This window comes from Sporomusa termitida (genome assembly GCF_007641255.1).
Taxonomy (GTDB): domain Bacteria; phylum Bacillota; class Negativicutes; order Sporomusales; family Sporomusaceae; genus Sporomusa; species Sporomusa termitida.
Genome location: NZ_CP036259.1, coordinates 5,079,362 through 5,094,236, shown reverse-complemented (window position 1 = coordinate 5,094,236; position 14,875 = coordinate 5,079,362). Strand labels below are relative to the sequence as shown.

Below are 14,875 nucleotides of genomic sequence, written 5' to 3'. Positions count from 1 at the left end.
ATTCCTCCCAAGCGGTTATCAATCTTCCCTTGCAGTTGGCAATTTTATCAGGAAGTAGGCCTGAGGCTAAGATTACCAGCGACAAACGGGCGCTCTAATTACCGTTTCCACAAATTAACTAAGCCCATTAAGCAACTGTGCAGTTACTTGACGGCGGCTAAACTGTCATTTATTGTTAGCATAGAAGGAGTTACCGCCGCCTACAAGGGAGGAGCTTACCGTGTCCAATGCTGTCCGGCTTGTTGAACTGGATATTTTACGGGGAATAGCGATACTGCTTATGGTTATTTTTCATACCATATTTGATTTGGCTTTCTTTTATAACTGGCCGCTTAATTATCTGGAAGGTTTTTGGTACTACCAGGGCAAAGCTGCCGCCCTATTATTCATGCTGATCTCTGGCATCAGCAATGTTCTTAGCCGCCGGCCGGTGCGCCGCGGCCTAATTGTATTTGGCACAGGCCTGTTCATTACGGCCATTACCTATTGCTACAATCCTGCCGTTTATATCCGTTTTGGCATTCTGCATCTGCTGGGTGCCGCCATGCTTGCCACCCCGCTTCTGAACAGGGGCGGCGCTCTGCCGCTCAGCCTCGCCGGCACGGCAATAATTGCCATTGGCAATGCCTTTTCCCAGCTAACAGCAACCACTGCCTGGCTGCTCCCTTTTGGTCTCAGGCCACCGGAATTTACCTCTCTTGACTACTATCCCCTGCTGCCCTGGCTGGGTATTATCCTCTATGGCATGGTCTTAGGAAAACTATTGTACCCTGCCGGACAAACGCGGTGGCCGGCCGCAGCAGATTACCGGTTCCTCCGCTGGCTAAGCTGGTTAGGTCGCCGGTCTCTGCTTATCTATCTTATACACCAGCCGGTCATATTGGCACTCCTCCAGATAATAAAACCTTAGGCTCAAGAGAACCGTCCGAAAGCACTGAAAAAGTCAATAAAGCAAGCGCCCCTGAATTATGGTAAAATATAACGGTAGATATTTGCGTAATGGAGGGGCTTGCCTTGCTAAAAAATGTGCCGCACCAATTAAGTATATATAGCGTGCTCTATGATAAAATTCCCAGTAATCATATTCTGAAGATTATCGCTGGTAATGTGGATTTTAGCTTCATTAACGAGTTGCTGAAGGATTCGTACTGCCAGCATCTGGGGCGGCCGGCCAAAGAACCGGAAATGCTGGCCAAGATCCTCATTTTGCAATATCTATATAACTTATCCGATGTCAAAGTCATAGAAGAAGCCCGATTAAACTTAGCCTATATGTGGTTTTTGGGACTCAATCCCGAAGAGGATCTGCCGGACGCCAGCCTGCTGGCCAAGTTTAGGAAACATAGACTAAAAGAAACCAGTGTGGATGATATGATTCAGGAAGTGGTTCGCCAGTGTGTGGAAAAAGGCATAATTAAAGGAACCGGACTAAGCATTGACGCCACGCATACCCAGGCCAATACTAAAAAAAAAGTGCCGGAAAGAATCATGAAGCATCTGGGAAGAAGAATCATAAGGGCCATTGAGAAAGAAAACGGGGTAATCCCCGCCGAGCTCATTAGCGAAGTTCCCGACTATAAGCTCATAGAAGACCACAACGAAGCGAAGCAGAAAATGAAGTCCTATGTGGAAGAACTGATCGGGAAAACCGAAAGCCATGTCGATTTGTCTATCCTGCCCAACAGCCAACAAGCGGTTAACGAAGCCAAAGAAATCCTGGAAGATCCGAAATTTATGGTCCAAAAAGGAGTCCGATCGCTGGTAGACAAAGAGGCGCGCGTAGGCTACAAATCAAAAACAGACAGCTTTTACGGCTATAAAGTAGAATTTGCCATGCTCCCGGAAACAAGGATCATTACGGCGGTAACAGTGGAAAGCGGCGCCTATGTGGACGGCAGCCAATTTGAGGAATTGTATCAGCGAAGTAAAGCCTGCGGCTTACCCATCCAAGAGGTGTATGGAGATAAGGCCTATTTTCGCAAACCGATCTTAGATACCTTACAAACCGAGGCGGTAGAAGCCATCATTCCCGTAAACGCCTGTGTCTACAAGCTAGACGAAAGCCGGTTTAGTTACAACAAAGACAGCGACCAGTGGTTTTGCGAAATGGGCAATCATACCGAGAAGAAAGTGCGCCAAAAATACAAGAACAAAAATGACGTGTACCGCTATCATTTTGTGAAATCGCACTGTATGCAGTGTCCGCAACGGCTGACCTGTGCTGGCAAGAATACGAAGAAAAAAGTACTGCGCGTCAGTGAACACTGCGCGCAATATTACGAACATAGTCAGCTTGCCAAGAGCGATCAGTTCAAGCTAAAGTACAAAAAGCGAGCCAGCCATGAGTGGAAGAACGGGGAAATGAAACGTTTCCATGGATTAGACCGTGCCCGGGGGTATGGTCTAAAAAGCATGTCCCTGCAAGCCAAACTGACGGCCTTAGCCGTGAATTTGAAAAGGATAGCAGCCCTGATATCCTTTTGCGGCCATGCGTTTATGCAACAAATTGTCAATTTTGCAGCCTATTGCCGATTGACTCCGATTTTTACCCAAGGTTAGTTAAAAAAAACAGGCTTATATCAGTGGTTTCGAACCGTCCCCTTGGTTCTGTTATTTGTTGCCTGTGAGCATGTCGTCAATGGCCTGGGCCGCTTTTTTACCTGCCCCCATAGCCAGAATTACCGTGGCGGCACCGGTGACGGCGTCGCCGCCGGCATAGACACGTTCGCGGCTGGTAAGGCCGGTTGCTTCATCGGCAACAATACATTGCCATTTATTGACGTCAAGCCCCTTGGTGGTTGAAGCTATGAGTGGATTCGGTGAAGTGCCCAATGACATAATGACAGTGTCTACTGCCATAATAAACTCAGAACCGGGTACTGGAACAGGTTTTCTTCGGCCTGAGGCGTCAGGCTCGCCCAGTTCCATTTTAACACAGCGCAGGCCGCTTACCCAGCCTTTATCATCTACCACAATCTCGGTTGGATTTGTCAATACGTCAAAAATAATGCCTTCTTCTTGGGCATGGTGTACTTCTTCGGCCCGTGCCGGCAATTCAGCTTCCGACCGGCGATAGACAATATGGGTTTCCGCCCCCAGCCGGACGGCTGTTCTGGCGGCATCCATAGCAACATTGCCACCACCGACAACCGCAACTTTTTTTCCCACTTTAATGGGGGTCGCATATTCTGTTTTAAATGCTTTCATCAGGTTGTTGCGGGTCAAAAATTCATTAGCCGAAAATACCCCGTTGGCATTCTCGCCTGAAATCCCCATAAACTTGGGCAGTCCGGCCCCGGATCCGATAAATACGGCTTCAAATCCTTCCTCATTTAAAAGTTCGTCAATTGTTACTGTCTTGCCGATTATGACATTGGTCTCAATGCGAACACCCATCTTTTTGAGATTGGCAATCTCATTTTTTACCACTTTCTCTTTGGGCAGGCGAAACTCGGGGATACCATAAACAAGCACACCGCCTGGTTCATGGAGGGCTTCAAAAATAGTAACGGAGTAACCTTTACGGGCCAGATCACCGGCACAGGCTAACCCTGCCGGCCCACTGCCGATAACAGCAATCTTTTTACCGTTTTTTTCTGCTATTGCGCTGATATCCACCTGGTTTTCCCTGGCCCAGTCGGCAACAAACCGTTCCAGTTTGCCAATCGCAACCGCCTCCCCTTTATGACCAAGAATACACTTGCCCTCACATTGGCTTTCCTGGGGGCACACGCGGCCGCACACCGCCGGCAGGGCACTGGCCCTGGCAATTATTTTAGCCGCCTCGGCAATTTCCCCCTGCTTAACATAACTGATAAAGGCCGGAATATCGATCGCAACCGGGCAATCACCCACGCATTTTGCATTTTTACAGTTCAGACACCGGGCTGCTTCGGCAACAGCCTCCGCCAATGAATAGCCTAAGCATACTTCTTCGAAATTACCGACCCGGGTTTGGGCACATTGTTCGCGGACCGGTACTCTGGCTGCTTTACCCATTATCTATTACCTCCACAGCAGCCGCCGGTATGACTGGTTTTTTCTGCCGCCAGCAGGCAGCGGCCTTCCTCCGTTTTATACATTGCCTGGCGCCGTATGGCTTCATCAAAATCAACTAAGTGGCCATCAAACTCAGGCCCGTCAACACAGGCAAACTTCGTCTCATCGCCAATCGTGACCCGGCAGGCACCACACATGCCGGTACCGTCAACCATGATCGGGTTTAAGCTGATGGTTGTCTTAATATTATAGATTTTTGTCAGTTTAGCCACAAACTTCATCATAATCATCGGCCCAATGGCAATCACCTGGTCATACCTGGTACCGCCGTCAATAAGTTCTTTTAAAACATCAGTTACAAGGCCTTTGCGGCCATGGGAACCATCATCGGTCGTAACATACACCGTAGCCCCCAACGCCTGCATTTCAGCTTCAAGAATGACAAAATCCTTAGCGCGGGCACCAAGTATCACATCAACCTGAACACCACGCTGCTGCAGCCACTTTACCTGTGGATACACCGGCGCTGCCCCCACCCCGCCGGCCACAAAAACGAACCGCTGTTTTTGCAAAGCCTCAATGTCATCAAAAACAAACTCTGAGGCTTTTCCCAGCGGCCCGGCAAAATCAGAAAAAGAATCACCGGCATTATAGTTAGCCATCTCTGTTGTCGAATGACCTAAAGTCTGAAACACAATGGTTACAGTTTCCCTCTCGGTACTATAATCGCAAATGGTTAAAGGAATTCTTTCCCCTTTGTCATTCATCTTTACAATGACAAATTGCCCCGGCCTAGCCGCCTTAGCCACCCGGGAAGCTTTTACATCCATTAGATAAATTTGCGCTGCTAATTTTCGTTTCTCAACTATTGTGAACATTTTAGCCTCCCCCTCTATTTTTTCGACATTATACGACAAAATCAATAACAAAAATTATATCACAAATTGCCATGATTGGGAATAGGAAAAGCCGCAGCGCTGAGCTACGGCACGGGTTAGACCCGGACAATCTCATACCTGGTAATTAGCCTTCCGCCCTTTGTAGCCGTGGTTTGCTTACAAGCAAATTCAGGTTTTGGACAAAGGCGGTAAGCCATTGACGATAAAATTCTTTCATCATGTTCCCGTCAGCCCCGGCCTTAGCCAGTTTGGCACCTGCAAACAAACTTCACTCTCCCAGATGAGTTTGTCCGGTGTGCTTTCCTGTACTGAATCAGTCTGGTCACAGGGCATACCATTTAAATAATAGTCATTCAGGGCTTTGTAAATACCAAGGGCCGACACGGTTTCATACTTGTTCTGCGCAGCGGCAGCAGCGCAAAGCACTGTACATAGTTTGCCGGGATCAGGGCAAAACTACACTATGGAAAATTGAAGAAGGTATGAATAGGATTACTTGGCAACAAACTGCAGCCACCACGGCTGCAGTTTTGTTCGCTTGTGCCTATTACATTTCCCGGTACCTGTCCAGACGTTGCTCATCTAAGATAATAATTTTCTGATCGGCAAAATGAAGAACCTTGTCTTTTCTCATAGAGTTAAGCACCCTGCTTACAGTCTCACGGGTTGTGCCGATTAGGTTGGCTAAGTCCTGCCGGGTCATCTCAAGATCAATCTCAACACCGCCGGCAACAGTCCGCCCATATTGCTGTGACAGCCGGATAAGGATTTGTGCAGTGCGCGAAAAGGTATCCGACAACGCCAATGTTTTATCTTCATTTGGGCCTGCAGCAGCTTTTTACTCATAACCCTAATAATATGAAGGGCAATCCGGGCATTACCGGCTACTACATTTTCCAGATCGGTATTTTTTATAATGCCAATAACCGAATCCGCCAAGGTAACCGCAGTAGCCGGATACGGTCCGTGATTAAAGAGCAATACCTCGGCAAAAACCTCCCCGGGCCCGAGAATATTAATCATATGTTCTCGGCCGTCCTGGCTTACCTTAACAATTTTTACTTTGCCGCTTTTCACATAATGAAAGCCTTCCCCTGGTTCTCCCTCCATAAAAATGATCATGTTTTTTTGTAGCGCCGTTCAAGGGTCACCTGGCTGATGGCAGCCAGATCAGCAGGAGCCAGTTCTTCAAAAACCGGCAGATGCTTTAAATAGTCAGACTCCAACATGTAAACCGCTCCTCCCGCAACGGGGCTTGTGTATAAAGTCCAGCCCCCAGGCCGGAATGCGGCCCATCAATCCCCCGGGCTGATCGCGCCTACCGGACACACGGCCGCACAGGTACCACAATCAATACAAAGGCCAGGATCAATCACGTATTGGGTATCACCATCAAAAACAGCCTCAACCGGGCAGACCGATGCACAGGCGCCACATTTAATGCATTCAGAGTCAATCTTATATGCCATTTACTTTTCCTCCTTACGCGCTATTACTCATCGAACCTCCGGCCGTTCTATACTGCTTATACTGTAAACAGCCAGACTTATCCCAGTCCGGTTTGTTTCCAGTAAAGCTACATGTAGTATCTGCAGTTTCCTGGCTTTTAAGATACGGCCATTACAAAATGGGTATGTATTACGATATAATTAAAAGTATTACCTTACCGAAGCTTCTCGGCCCCAGTGCCCAAACGCCGTTTATTCATCTTGAGAATATGCCTGCGGCTGGCGGCAGCGTTAAGTGATTTATCACGATACATCTGCGCATCGGCCTGTTTAAAAATCTCAATGACTGCCACCGGGGTCTCGCTGGCTGCCCACCCAATTGACATTCCGACCGGAATATCCGGCCCGCCGGCATTGTACTTGCTAAGCAATTTTTTTAAGTTTTGCCCGGCTTTATCGATTGTCTCAGCAGCACTGCCGGTAATGATAATGCCGAATTCATCACCGCCGATGCGGGCTGCCACTGCATTGTCAGGCGTGGCTGTCCTGATAAGGCGTGCGGCGGCGGCAATAAATTCGTCGCCGGCGTCATGCCCCCAAGTATCGTTGACCATTTTGAGCCCATCCAGGTCACAGACTATGATACCGGCCGGATAAAGGTTTTCCGACTCAATCCGTTGTATTTCTGTCTCAAAATAGGCCCGGTTATAGAGTTTGGTCAATTGATCGTGGAAGCTTAAATACTCCAGATGAAGTTTAAGTCTGGTATTGTCAATAGCCGAAGATGTCTGCATGGCAAATATCTCCAGCATTTGCACCTGTTCAGGCATGATCCCTTTATCATGGTTTATTTCAATAACCGCCGTAATATTGCCAAAGGATTTAAGCGGCATTAACAAATGACTGTGATCCGGCGATATTTGATAATGTTTGGCCTTTATAATCCGCTCAATCAGGCCGCTTTCAAATAAATCGAGCTCGTCTAGCATGAGCCGGTCTCCCTTGAGCGTGGCTTTTTGCGGCTTATTCTCAGCCAGAATATAAAGAATTCCCTCCTGAAAGCCAAATCCCAGCGGCGAGCATAATGTCGTAAGATAGTTCGTCAGCACATCATAGTAATTACCGGCATCATGAATGGCTTTGGTAACATAATGGAGCATGACAAACTGGTCAAGCTGCCGCCCTAATAATTCCTGAAACTGCCGGAGACTTTCAGTTAGAATAATATTTTCAATAATAGCCGCTGTTTGCCGGATATAGACATCCAGGAGCTGTAAGTCTTCAAAAAAGATGCCGCTGGTTTTTTCAGCCAAGATAACCGCTCTGACAATTCCCGCTTTTTTCACAACGGGGGCGGCAACCTGCAAATTATCAGCTGAGGAAACAGCGGCCTTACAGGTAACCGCCTGCAGGATATAACCGGCCTCTAACTCAAATGCCGCTTGCAGGAGTTTGCCGTCCGCAAGGGTAAGCTTAATGGTAAAATTGTCATTATCATCAGGCAGGATAACAGCAACATAGTCATAATTAAAGCCACAGCCACTCAGGTTGTGCAGGTAGGCTTCCCAGAGCTCCTGCGTCGTCTGGCAGTCTTGAATGTTATTGGTCAGATAATGCAGCATCAAATAATTATTATTTACTTCAGCTATCCGTTGCTGAGTCTGCTTAAGTTGGACATTTTCGGCTTCGAGCAGTGCCAGTTTAGCAATAAGTTCCTCAATATACTTATCAGGTTGTTGTTTTTCTTCCATCCCGCCCGCCTCTTTTTGTAAAATATTACGGCACTATTGCTGACACATGCAATAATATCAGAGTTAACACCCACGCCCCTCCGGCATACAATATATAAGTTAGTTATTATCGGAGGTGGATGTATGGCTATGTTCCGAGCCCGTAAGAATAAACCTAAGGTCTTAGCCGAAACAACTAGTGCATGCCCGATTGAAGCATGCCCCAGTGATCCGGATTTGCTGCTCTTGAGGGATGCTGCCGCAGATGAACGAACAGCGATTGCCTTATATCTGGATGCTGCCAGAAACTCTTGTATGCCCCAGTTATTTCTCGATATTGCCGCCACTGAAATGGAGCATTATGTGGAAATTATGCGGGCAATATCCCGGTTAGACCCGGTACAGGCTACACTGCTCAGGGCAGCTGGTCTTGACCTGCTGGTGATGACCCGCCCGCTGTTTCCGTCTAAATCAAAAGCCGCCAAGGCAAGTATGGTAGCCGATTCGCAAATAACCCTGCCAGACCGCAAAGAGATGCCGACTATTAACCTGCTAACCCAAGCCCTGAATGGTGAATTTCTCGCTACCAATAAATATCAGCGCTATATGCTAACTGCCGAGAACACAGATGTCCAACTACTTTTTTGCCATTTAATGAATGAAGAAAAAGAGCACATTACCGAATTTACGGCGGCACTATTCGAACTTACTAATGAACCGCTGCCACTGGCCCACGATTAAATGGTAATAAAAAGGATAGGCCCGATTAACCTATCCTTTACTCCTGCCGCGCTGCTGTACAGGCTGGTTACTGGACAATTTAGCTTTTAGCGGTACTGCCGTCAGTAATACTTGGTGGCCTTGGCAAGAGACCTTTACCTGGTAATCAACAATTCCTTCTTTATATAGATTAAGTTTAAGCTCTAACAGCGCTTTGCCCACAGACTCCCTAAGTTCCGGTGTGAAAAAAGCGCTGTTAATATCTTCAGCCTGATCCTTCCTGGACGTTTTAACCACAGGCAGGACAGGCTGTTCATCATTAACAGCATTTTCAAAGGTCACCTGTTCATGCCATCCTGTTAACATGTCGCTGTCACTGAGATTTTTTTTGATCTTAGCCACAAATAATTACCTCCTGCAAAACATAAGACTAAAATCTGCCACAACGGCAGTAAAAATATCGATGATCGCCGGCCGGTGGTGTTCCCTTAGCGTGCGGGAAATTTCCACCTGAAAAGCGTTATAATTCTTACCATAACCGGGATAGCGCCGGCCCTCGCCCCAGCGGTGTGAAGCCAGCGACTTATTCCCTACCCAGTGCTTGTCGAAAATAACCTTAATATCCGGGGAAAATTCCCTGACTCTGGCTTTCAGAACTTCACCAAACCATTTCTTTACCCGGAATGAGCACGTTTGGCCATAAATCGTCCCCACTTCAATACTGAAGGGACCGTGGGGCTGATCTTTCATCCCATGAATGCCAATATGCAGATATGGTTTTGCCAGGCTCCGGCTGCCTGGCGCAAGTAAGCCTGTATTATATAGAAACTGGCCGATCACATCCCGGTATTCCCATACAGCTTCGTCATTGCCCGGTCCGGGCGGACGGTTAAGATCGGCAACCGTCCGGGAAACAGTGCCAATAATACCGGCACAGCCTGTTTTCGCAATAATTCCGGCCACGATTTCATCGGTAAACCGGTCAGCCTTAGGTGAAGCCGCATGTACAGCATCAACATGACAATAGGTGGTGCCGAAACAATATTTAATATAATTACCGGTTTTCAAAATTCCGCCCCCTGCAGTTTTTTTATCTTCCGAATATAATGCCGGCCTGGTGTTTGTATATTGCCCACTATGCCGGGGTTATTACATCTGTAAGATTATTTTTTGAAATGCAGCAACCGGATATCCCCATAATTCTTTACTTGTTCCGGTAAATCCTGCAAAAAAAACACCGAAATTCCAGATATTGCTGAAATTCCGGGTGTTCGGTTACACAGTACCAGATAAACGCAGTAAATTCTGGTCAACATTGGGGTCAAGGCTCCCCAGTTCGCTAAATCCGTCTGGAAGCAGGATTATATTACCTGCCTGGGAATCAAGATCTCCCTGTGATTTTTCGCACACAGTCCCATCACTCCTTATCTTTACATGGTTACACTAATTTAAATGAATATTTTATCATGTATTCATCATACAACTGCTTATGTTCATTGTCAATACACATATTGTTTCATGCCCCTTTTCTAGCCGCAGCCCCCGATAAGTATATATAACATGCCCCAAATAAAGAAAACACAGCTTGCGCCGAGCCTGTGGCGAAAGCGTAAGCCTATGTTGCCCCCTATCCAGGGAAAGTTACACTTTCCAGCAGGACAAAAAACGCATACAAGACGGCGCGGTATACCGCGCCGTCTTATATGCTTGTATTGTTTTAATTTCTAAAAAAACCGCAGCCTTCCCTAAATTCGCTCCGTAAAGCTCCCCAGTCTGATTGCCGGGTATGTTTTAGTAATGTTGCCAAGGAAATTGCGGACACCGCCCGGGAGACCACCTGCAGGCATAGACGCCAGAAAAGTGTCCGGATCAAAATTGAGGTTCCTGAGCTGGATCATATCCACCCCGGTTTCACCCAGGAAATCAAGCCAGGCAGCCTCTTCCTCCGGCCGGTCGTTAAGCCCGGGAAAAAGCAGCATATTTAATGCTACATAGACTCCGCGCCGCTTGGCGTAAGCAATCGATTGCCGCACATGGTCCAGGCTGTAACCAGCTTGATAATACGCCTGATAGGTCACCGGCAGGGCACTGATTATACTGACCCGCATACTATCCAGGCCGGCATCAACAATGGCTTTAATACCGCTGGTATACCCGGCATTGGTATTTATATTGATCTGACCGCGGGTTGTGGCACTACGGATGCTTTGTATAGCGGCAGCAATAGATTCGGCAGCCAGTGACGGTTCCCCCTCACAGCCTTGGCCAAAGCTAATGATTGCCGCCGGCGCATGCGCGAGGTGATACTGTCCGACAGCAGCTATCTCTGCCGGTGTCGGTGAAAATAAAATACGGCTTTGGGGCGCAGGGCAACATTCAGAGGGCTGCAGCGAAATACACCCCAGACAATGAGCATTGCAAGCCGGAGAAACAGGAATGCCGGCTTCCCAGCGACGGTAAAACAGGTTTTGCGCGGTACAGCAGTGCCATACCAGGGAACAGTTGGCTAAATGCTCTACCAAGCGGTTGCCAGGCAACTCCCGCCTGACTTGGGCAACCCGTTTTTTTAAGCCAGGGGTATTATACCGGTACGGATGCCATTTCTCATTATCTGCTGTTTTTACAGCCGCTACATAGATTTCATCATGATAAAGCGCTGCCGCCGTATAGCCGAACAAGGGCAGTTGAGGCGCCCCCTGCTGCCGTGCGTAAGCAGGCAACAGGGTACGGGTATAGCCTACAGGCAGCATCGCCGCCACCGCTTTGCAGCCTTTCATCTGTTTAAAAGTGCTACCGGCAAGATAAAGCGAATCCCGTCCAGGCAGAAACATCAGTTCAGCCCCCTCAGGCAGCCTGATCAGGTCTTCCGGCTTCAGCGCCAGCAAGCCGGCACCAAGACGGGCAGCAGCCTGGTAACCGGGCGCGTCAAATATCTCTCCGTTGTTATCAGCATACAGAGCTGTAATCATCATTTTACCCTTTGTTAAATTTATTCATGGCCTTAGTAAAGCCTTCCTGCAAAATACATTCTACCGCACCGGCAGCCTCGTCAATGGCCTGACTAATAACCGGTGCTTCCTCACTGGTAAACCGGCCAAGGACGTAACTGGCAGTATCCCAGCCTTGCGGCGGCCGGCCAATGCCAATCCGCACCCGGGTAAAATCATCATTGCCTAATTCATACAGTATTGACTCAATACCCCGGTGGCCGCCTGAGCCGCCCTTTAGCCGGAGGCGCAGCCGTCCGGCAGGTAAATCAAGGTCATCATAGATTACAGTAATATCATTATATTGCACCTTATAGAAAGCAACCAGCGGCGCGAGTGCCCTGCCGCTCAGATTCATGTAGGTCTGAGGCTTAACCAGGAGCACGGTTTCCTCACCCCGGTATTCAGCCACCAGGGCATTATACCGTTCACGCCACGTGGTGATTGACCATTGTTCCGCTAATTTATCGACAGTCCTAAAACCTATGTTATGACGGGTAGCCCCATATTCCTGCCCGGGATTACCCAGACCGACAATAATTTTCACCCTACTCCTCCATACTCTCAAGAATTTCATCAACAGTAACAAACCTGTACTCCTGGGCTAATAATCTGTCAATAATCAGCCTGGTAGCTTCTACTGTTTGCGTGCGCGGTAACCTGCCGGCTATGCCGTCACCATCATGCAGCAGGATGATTGATCCGTTTTTCACTCTGCGCAGCGTTCTGTCCACAATAACTGCTGTACCCGGATTTAGCCAGTCGCGGCTGGCAACAGACCATTCTACGACCTTCAGCTGATACTCAGCCATGATATCCATAACAACCGCATCGCGAAAACCATGGGGCGGACGCATAACATGCGGTGCATAGCCTACGGCAGCGGCAATTGCCTGGTTGGTCTTCTCAATCTCCTCAATAACACCACGCCGGTTAAGTTTGAGCAGATCCACGTGGGTATAGGTGTGGTTCCCCAGCTGATGCCCCTCGGCGACAATACGCCTGGTCAAATCCGGGTATTGGGCAACATTGTACCCCAGAACAAAGAAGGTGGCCGGTATCTGCCGTTCTTGCAAAATATCCAGAATTTGTTCGGTATACGGCGGACATGGCCCGTCATCAAAGGTAAGGGCCACCAATTTTTCACTTGTCTGGACCCCGGAAAACACGGGACCGTAAAAACGGTTTTCCGGCAGCACGGCGTTAAGGGTAAGAACAAACCCGGCGGTAATGCCAAGAATGGCGATTCCCAGCCCCAGACGGACCGGCCGGCACAGCACGCGGAAATAGTCAAGAACCAAACTAATAATAACTACTGTTGTTAATAGCCCCAGCATGCTGATAAGCCGGAATTTAATGTCAAACATTGGCCTTTAACCCCGTTTCACAAAAATCTTTGAACATGATCAACCAGGGTCCCTGTGAGTCATAGGTTGTCCCTTCAGGATAATAGCCTAACTTCTCATACACCCGGATAGCCGGGCGGTTATCCGGCCGTACTTCCAGCCGTACCCGCGTTACCTGCTTCTCCCGGAAGTAACCGTCCGCTGCCGCCATTAAAGCGCTGGCCACACCCAAACCGCGTGCGGTTGGAGCAACAGCAACAGATAAGATACGGGCATTGGCAGCTTTCCCGGGAACGGCAGCCGAGCGTAGAAATGCCAGTTTGTTTAAGACAATTATTTTGACAGGATGGAGGCCAAAACCGTACTTACCCGTTAACCAGCGCCAGGCCCATTTGGCAAGATGGCCGCCCGTAATGGCCTGAAGCCAGAGTCGGTTTAACCTGACTGGTGCAAAACAGTAGCCGATAAGTTCCCCTGAGTCCGTTTTGGCAATCAGGGCCGCTTCCGGCTCTGCCGTATACACCAGGCGGAATACGTCCTCCATCGCCTGGGGTTTAGGCAGACGCCCGCCGCAATGATGAAGTACACTATCCATAAAACTTTCCGTAAACAGGCCGGCAATAGCGGGAACATCCGTAATCCGGGCCCGGGTAATCGCATAATTGTCCATATTCGCTTACTTACAAATAGGGCGCGAGTCGTCGCGCCCTATGTAAGTGACCTCCATTATATCTTATCCGCCAAAACGAAACTGTCTTTATCTAAAGCGCTCATAGCGTAGGGCTGCCCCCTATTACTTTAATCGTCAAACAATTTGCTGACAGAGAGTTCACCAAAGATCCGGATAATCGCCTCCCCCAGGAGCGGGGCAACCGACAGTACTTTAATCTTAGAACTGGCTTTCGCTGCCGACATGGGAATAGTATTAGTAACAATAAGTTCGGTAATATTCGACTTTTGTATCCGCTCTACCGCCGGGTCGCTCAACACGGCGTGAGTACAGCAGGCATACACCGCTTTGGCGCCCATGCGGGATAGGGCATTAGCCCCTTCCGTCAGTGAACCGGCCGTATCAACGATATCATCGACAATAACAGCTGTTTTTCCCTCGACATTGCCAATCAGGTTCATTACCTCAGCTACACCCGGGGCCGGGCGGCGCTTTTCGATAATAGCAATCGGCGCATGCATACGGTCAGCAAACAGCCGGGCCCTAGAAACACCGCCCAGATCGGGAGAAACAACAACAAGGTCTTCCAGTTGCAAGGACATAATATATTCAGCCAGGGTAGGTACACCTGGCAGGTTATCCACAGGAATATCAAAGAAACCCTGAATCTGACCGGCATGGAGATCCATGGTAACTACCCGGGTAGCTCCTGCTACCGTTAAGAGATTAGCCATCAGTTTGGCGGAAATAGGTTCCCGGCCGCGGGTTTTTCTGTCCTGGCGGGCATATGCATAATAAGGAATAACTGCAGTAATGTTTCTGGCCGATGCACGTTTTACAGCATCAATCATAATTAACATTTCCATCATATTATCGTTAACCGGATAGCTTGTCGGCTGAACAATAAAGACATCTGTTCCGCGGACACTTTCATCAATCATAACCTGAATTTCACCATTATTAAACCTGCCGACAAAAGCATCGCCTACTGTCAACCCGAGATAAGCTGCAATTTCGTGGGCTAACGCTGGATTGGCGTTGCCGCTGAATATTCGTAACCGTTTAGTATCTTCCAC

At 48.5% G+C, this 14,875-nt stretch carries 17 protein-coding genes; 3 read left to right on the top strand and 14 right to left on the bottom strand.

The annotated features are described in order from the left end of the window. The first annotated feature begins 220 nt into the window (after window positions 1-220). Together SPTER_RS23465 and SPTER_RS23460 are read left to right on the top strand one after the other, a co-directional pair. Complete coding sequence (locus tag SPTER_RS23465; protein WP_144352599.1) at window positions 221-910, top strand: heparan-alpha-glucosaminide N-acetyltransferase; 690 nt, start codon at window positions 221-223, stop codon at window positions 908-910. An 89-nt stretch (window positions 911-999) separates the two neighbouring features. Further along, complete coding sequence (locus SPTER_RS23460; RefSeq protein WP_144352598.1) at window positions 1,000-2,559, top strand: IS1182 family transposase; 1,560 nt, start codon at window positions 1,000-1,002, stop codon at window positions 2,557-2,559. Between the two features lie 51 nt (window positions 2,560-2,610). Here SPTER_RS23460 and gltA read toward each other — a convergent pair whose 3' ends face one another. From gltA to SPTER_RS23435, 7 genes are all read right to left on the bottom strand, one after another. After that, window positions 2,611-3,999, bottom strand: coding sequence for an NADPH-dependent glutamate synthase (gene gltA, locus SPTER_RS23455; protein WP_144352597.1), 1,389 nt, complete (start codon window positions 3,997-3,999; stop codon window positions 2,611-2,613). Beyond that, window positions 3,999-4,877 carry a sulfide/dihydroorotate dehydrogenase-like FAD/NAD-binding protein gene (locus SPTER_RS23450; protein ID WP_144352596.1) on the bottom strand — a complete coding sequence of 293 codons (879 nt, stop codon included), beginning with the start codon at window positions 4,875-4,877 and terminating at the stop codon, window positions 3,999-4,001. Before SPTER_RS23450 ends, gltA begins: the two co-directional genes overlap by 1 nt. A gap of 145 nt (window positions 4,878-5,022) precedes the next feature. Beyond that, the gene (locus SPTER_RS24965; protein WP_170233382.1) at window positions 5,023-5,163 is read right to left on the bottom strand and encodes a hypothetical protein; all 141 of its coding nucleotides are present in this window, start codon (window positions 5,161-5,163) and stop codon (window positions 5,023-5,025) included. A gap of 282 nt (window positions 5,164-5,445) precedes the next feature. Continuing rightward, window positions 5,446-5,697 carry a helix-turn-helix domain-containing protein gene (locus tag SPTER_RS25500; protein WP_246105415.1) on the bottom strand — a complete coding sequence of 84 codons (252 nt, stop codon included), beginning with the start codon at window positions 5,695-5,697 and terminating at the stop codon, window positions 5,446-5,448. Beyond that, complete coding sequence (locus tag SPTER_RS25495) at window positions 5,598-6,008, bottom strand: Crp/Fnr family transcriptional regulator (RefSeq protein ID WP_246105414.1); 411 nt, start codon at window positions 6,006-6,008, stop codon at window positions 5,598-5,600. The genes SPTER_RS25500 and SPTER_RS25495 overlap by 100 nt, the downstream gene beginning before the upstream one ends. 185 nt (window positions 6,009-6,193) lie before the next feature. Next, window positions 6,194-6,367, bottom strand: a complete 174-nt coding sequence (locus SPTER_RS23440; RefSeq protein WP_144352595.1) for a DUF362 domain-containing protein — start codon at window positions 6,365-6,367, stop codon at window positions 6,194-6,196. 194 nt (window positions 6,368-6,561) lie between these two features. Further along, a complete protein-coding gene (locus SPTER_RS23435) occupies window positions 6,562-8,097 on the bottom strand; it encodes a GGDEF domain-containing protein (protein WP_144352594.1) in 1,536 nt (511 codons plus the stop codon). A gap of 123 nt (window positions 8,098-8,220) precedes the next feature. On the opposite strand from SPTER_RS23435, the gene SPTER_RS23430 reads away from it, so the two are divergent. Next, window positions 8,221-8,817 carry a ferritin-like domain-containing protein gene (locus SPTER_RS23430; protein ID WP_144352593.1) on the top strand — a complete coding sequence of 199 codons (597 nt, stop codon included), beginning with the start codon at window positions 8,221-8,223 and terminating at the stop codon, window positions 8,815-8,817. A 30-nt stretch (window positions 8,818-8,847) separates the two neighbouring features. On the opposite strand, the gene SPTER_RS23425 is transcribed toward SPTER_RS23430, so the two are convergent. The 7 genes from SPTER_RS23425 to SPTER_RS23395 all read right to left on the bottom strand — a co-directional run bounded on the left by SPTER_RS23425 (window position 8,848) and on the right by SPTER_RS23395 (window position 14,875). Continuing rightward, a complete protein-coding gene (locus tag SPTER_RS23425) occupies window positions 8,848-9,198 on the bottom strand; it encodes a hypothetical protein (protein WP_144352592.1) in 351 nt (116 codons plus the stop codon). A 6-nt stretch (window positions 9,199-9,204) separates the two neighbouring features. Beyond that, window positions 9,205-9,864 carry an N-formylglutamate amidohydrolase gene (locus SPTER_RS23420; RefSeq protein ID WP_211367373.1) on the bottom strand — a complete coding sequence of 220 codons (660 nt, stop codon included), beginning with the start codon at window positions 9,862-9,864 and terminating at the stop codon, window positions 9,205-9,207. A gap of 677 nt (window positions 9,865-10,541) precedes the next feature. Then, complete coding sequence (locus SPTER_RS23415; protein ID WP_144353062.1) at window positions 10,542-11,765, bottom strand: radical SAM family protein; 1,224 nt, start codon at window positions 11,763-11,765, stop codon at window positions 10,542-10,544. Window positions 11,766-11,769: 4 nt separating this feature from the next. Further along, window positions 11,770-12,330, bottom strand: a complete 561-nt coding sequence (gene pth / locus SPTER_RS23410) for an aminoacyl-tRNA hydrolase (protein WP_144352590.1) — start codon at window positions 12,328-12,330, stop codon at window positions 11,770-11,772. Between the two features lies 1 nt (window position 12,331). Continuing rightward, on the bottom strand, window positions 12,332-13,150 hold the full coding sequence (locus SPTER_RS23405) for a polysaccharide deacetylase family protein (protein WP_144352589.1): 819 nt from the start codon (window positions 13,148-13,150) through the stop codon (window positions 12,332-12,334). Further along, window positions 13,143-13,799 (bottom strand): GNAT family N-acetyltransferase, encoded by a 657-nt coding sequence (locus SPTER_RS23400; protein ID WP_144352588.1) that lies wholly within the window; start codon window positions 13,797-13,799, stop codon window positions 13,143-13,145. The genes SPTER_RS23405 and SPTER_RS23400 overlap by 8 nt, the downstream gene beginning before the upstream one ends. A 128-nt stretch (window positions 13,800-13,927) precedes the next feature. Further along, the gene (locus tag SPTER_RS23395; protein ID WP_144352587.1) at window positions 13,928-14,875 is read right to left on the bottom strand and encodes a ribose-phosphate diphosphokinase; all 948 of its coding nucleotides are present in this window, start codon (window positions 14,873-14,875) and stop codon (window positions 13,928-13,930) included.

Excerpts from the sequence above, each read along its gene's own strand:
- SPTER_RS23460 (WP_144352598.1), top strand. The coding sequence starts at position 1,000 with ATGGAGGGGCTTGCCTTGCTAAAAAATGTGCCGCACCAATTAAGTATA.
- gltA (WP_144352597.1), bottom strand. The coding sequence starts at position 3,999 with ATGGGTAAAGCAGCCAGAGTACCGGTCCGCGAACAATGTGCCCAAACC.
- SPTER_RS23450 (WP_144352596.1), bottom strand. The coding sequence starts at position 4,877 with ATGTTCACAATAGTTGAGAAACGAAAATTAGCAGCGCAAATTTATCTA.
- SPTER_RS25495 (WP_246105414.1), bottom strand. The coding sequence starts at position 6,008 with ATGGAGGGAGAACCAGGGGAAGGCTTTCATTATGTGAAAAGCGGCAAA.
- SPTER_RS23440 (WP_144352595.1), bottom strand. The coding sequence starts at position 6,367 with ATGGCATATAAGATTGACTCTGAATGCATTAAATGTGGCGCCTGTGCA.
- SPTER_RS23435 (WP_144352594.1), bottom strand. The coding sequence starts at position 8,097 with ATGGAAGAAAAACAACAACCTGATAAGTATATTGAGGAACTTATTGCT.
- SPTER_RS23430 (WP_144352593.1), top strand. The coding sequence starts at position 8,221 with ATGGCTATGTTCCGAGCCCGTAAGAATAAACCTAAGGTCTTAGCCGAA.
- SPTER_RS23415 (WP_144353062.1), bottom strand. The coding sequence starts at position 11,765 with ATGATTACAGCTCTGTATGCTGATAACAACGGAGAGATATTTGACGCG.
- SPTER_RS23405 (WP_144352589.1), bottom strand. The coding sequence starts at position 13,150 with ATGTTTGACATTAAATTCCGGCTTATCAGCATGCTGGGGCTATTAACA.
- SPTER_RS23400 (WP_144352588.1), bottom strand. The coding sequence starts at position 13,799 with ATGGACAATTATGCGATTACCCGGGCCCGGATTACGGATGTTCCCGCT.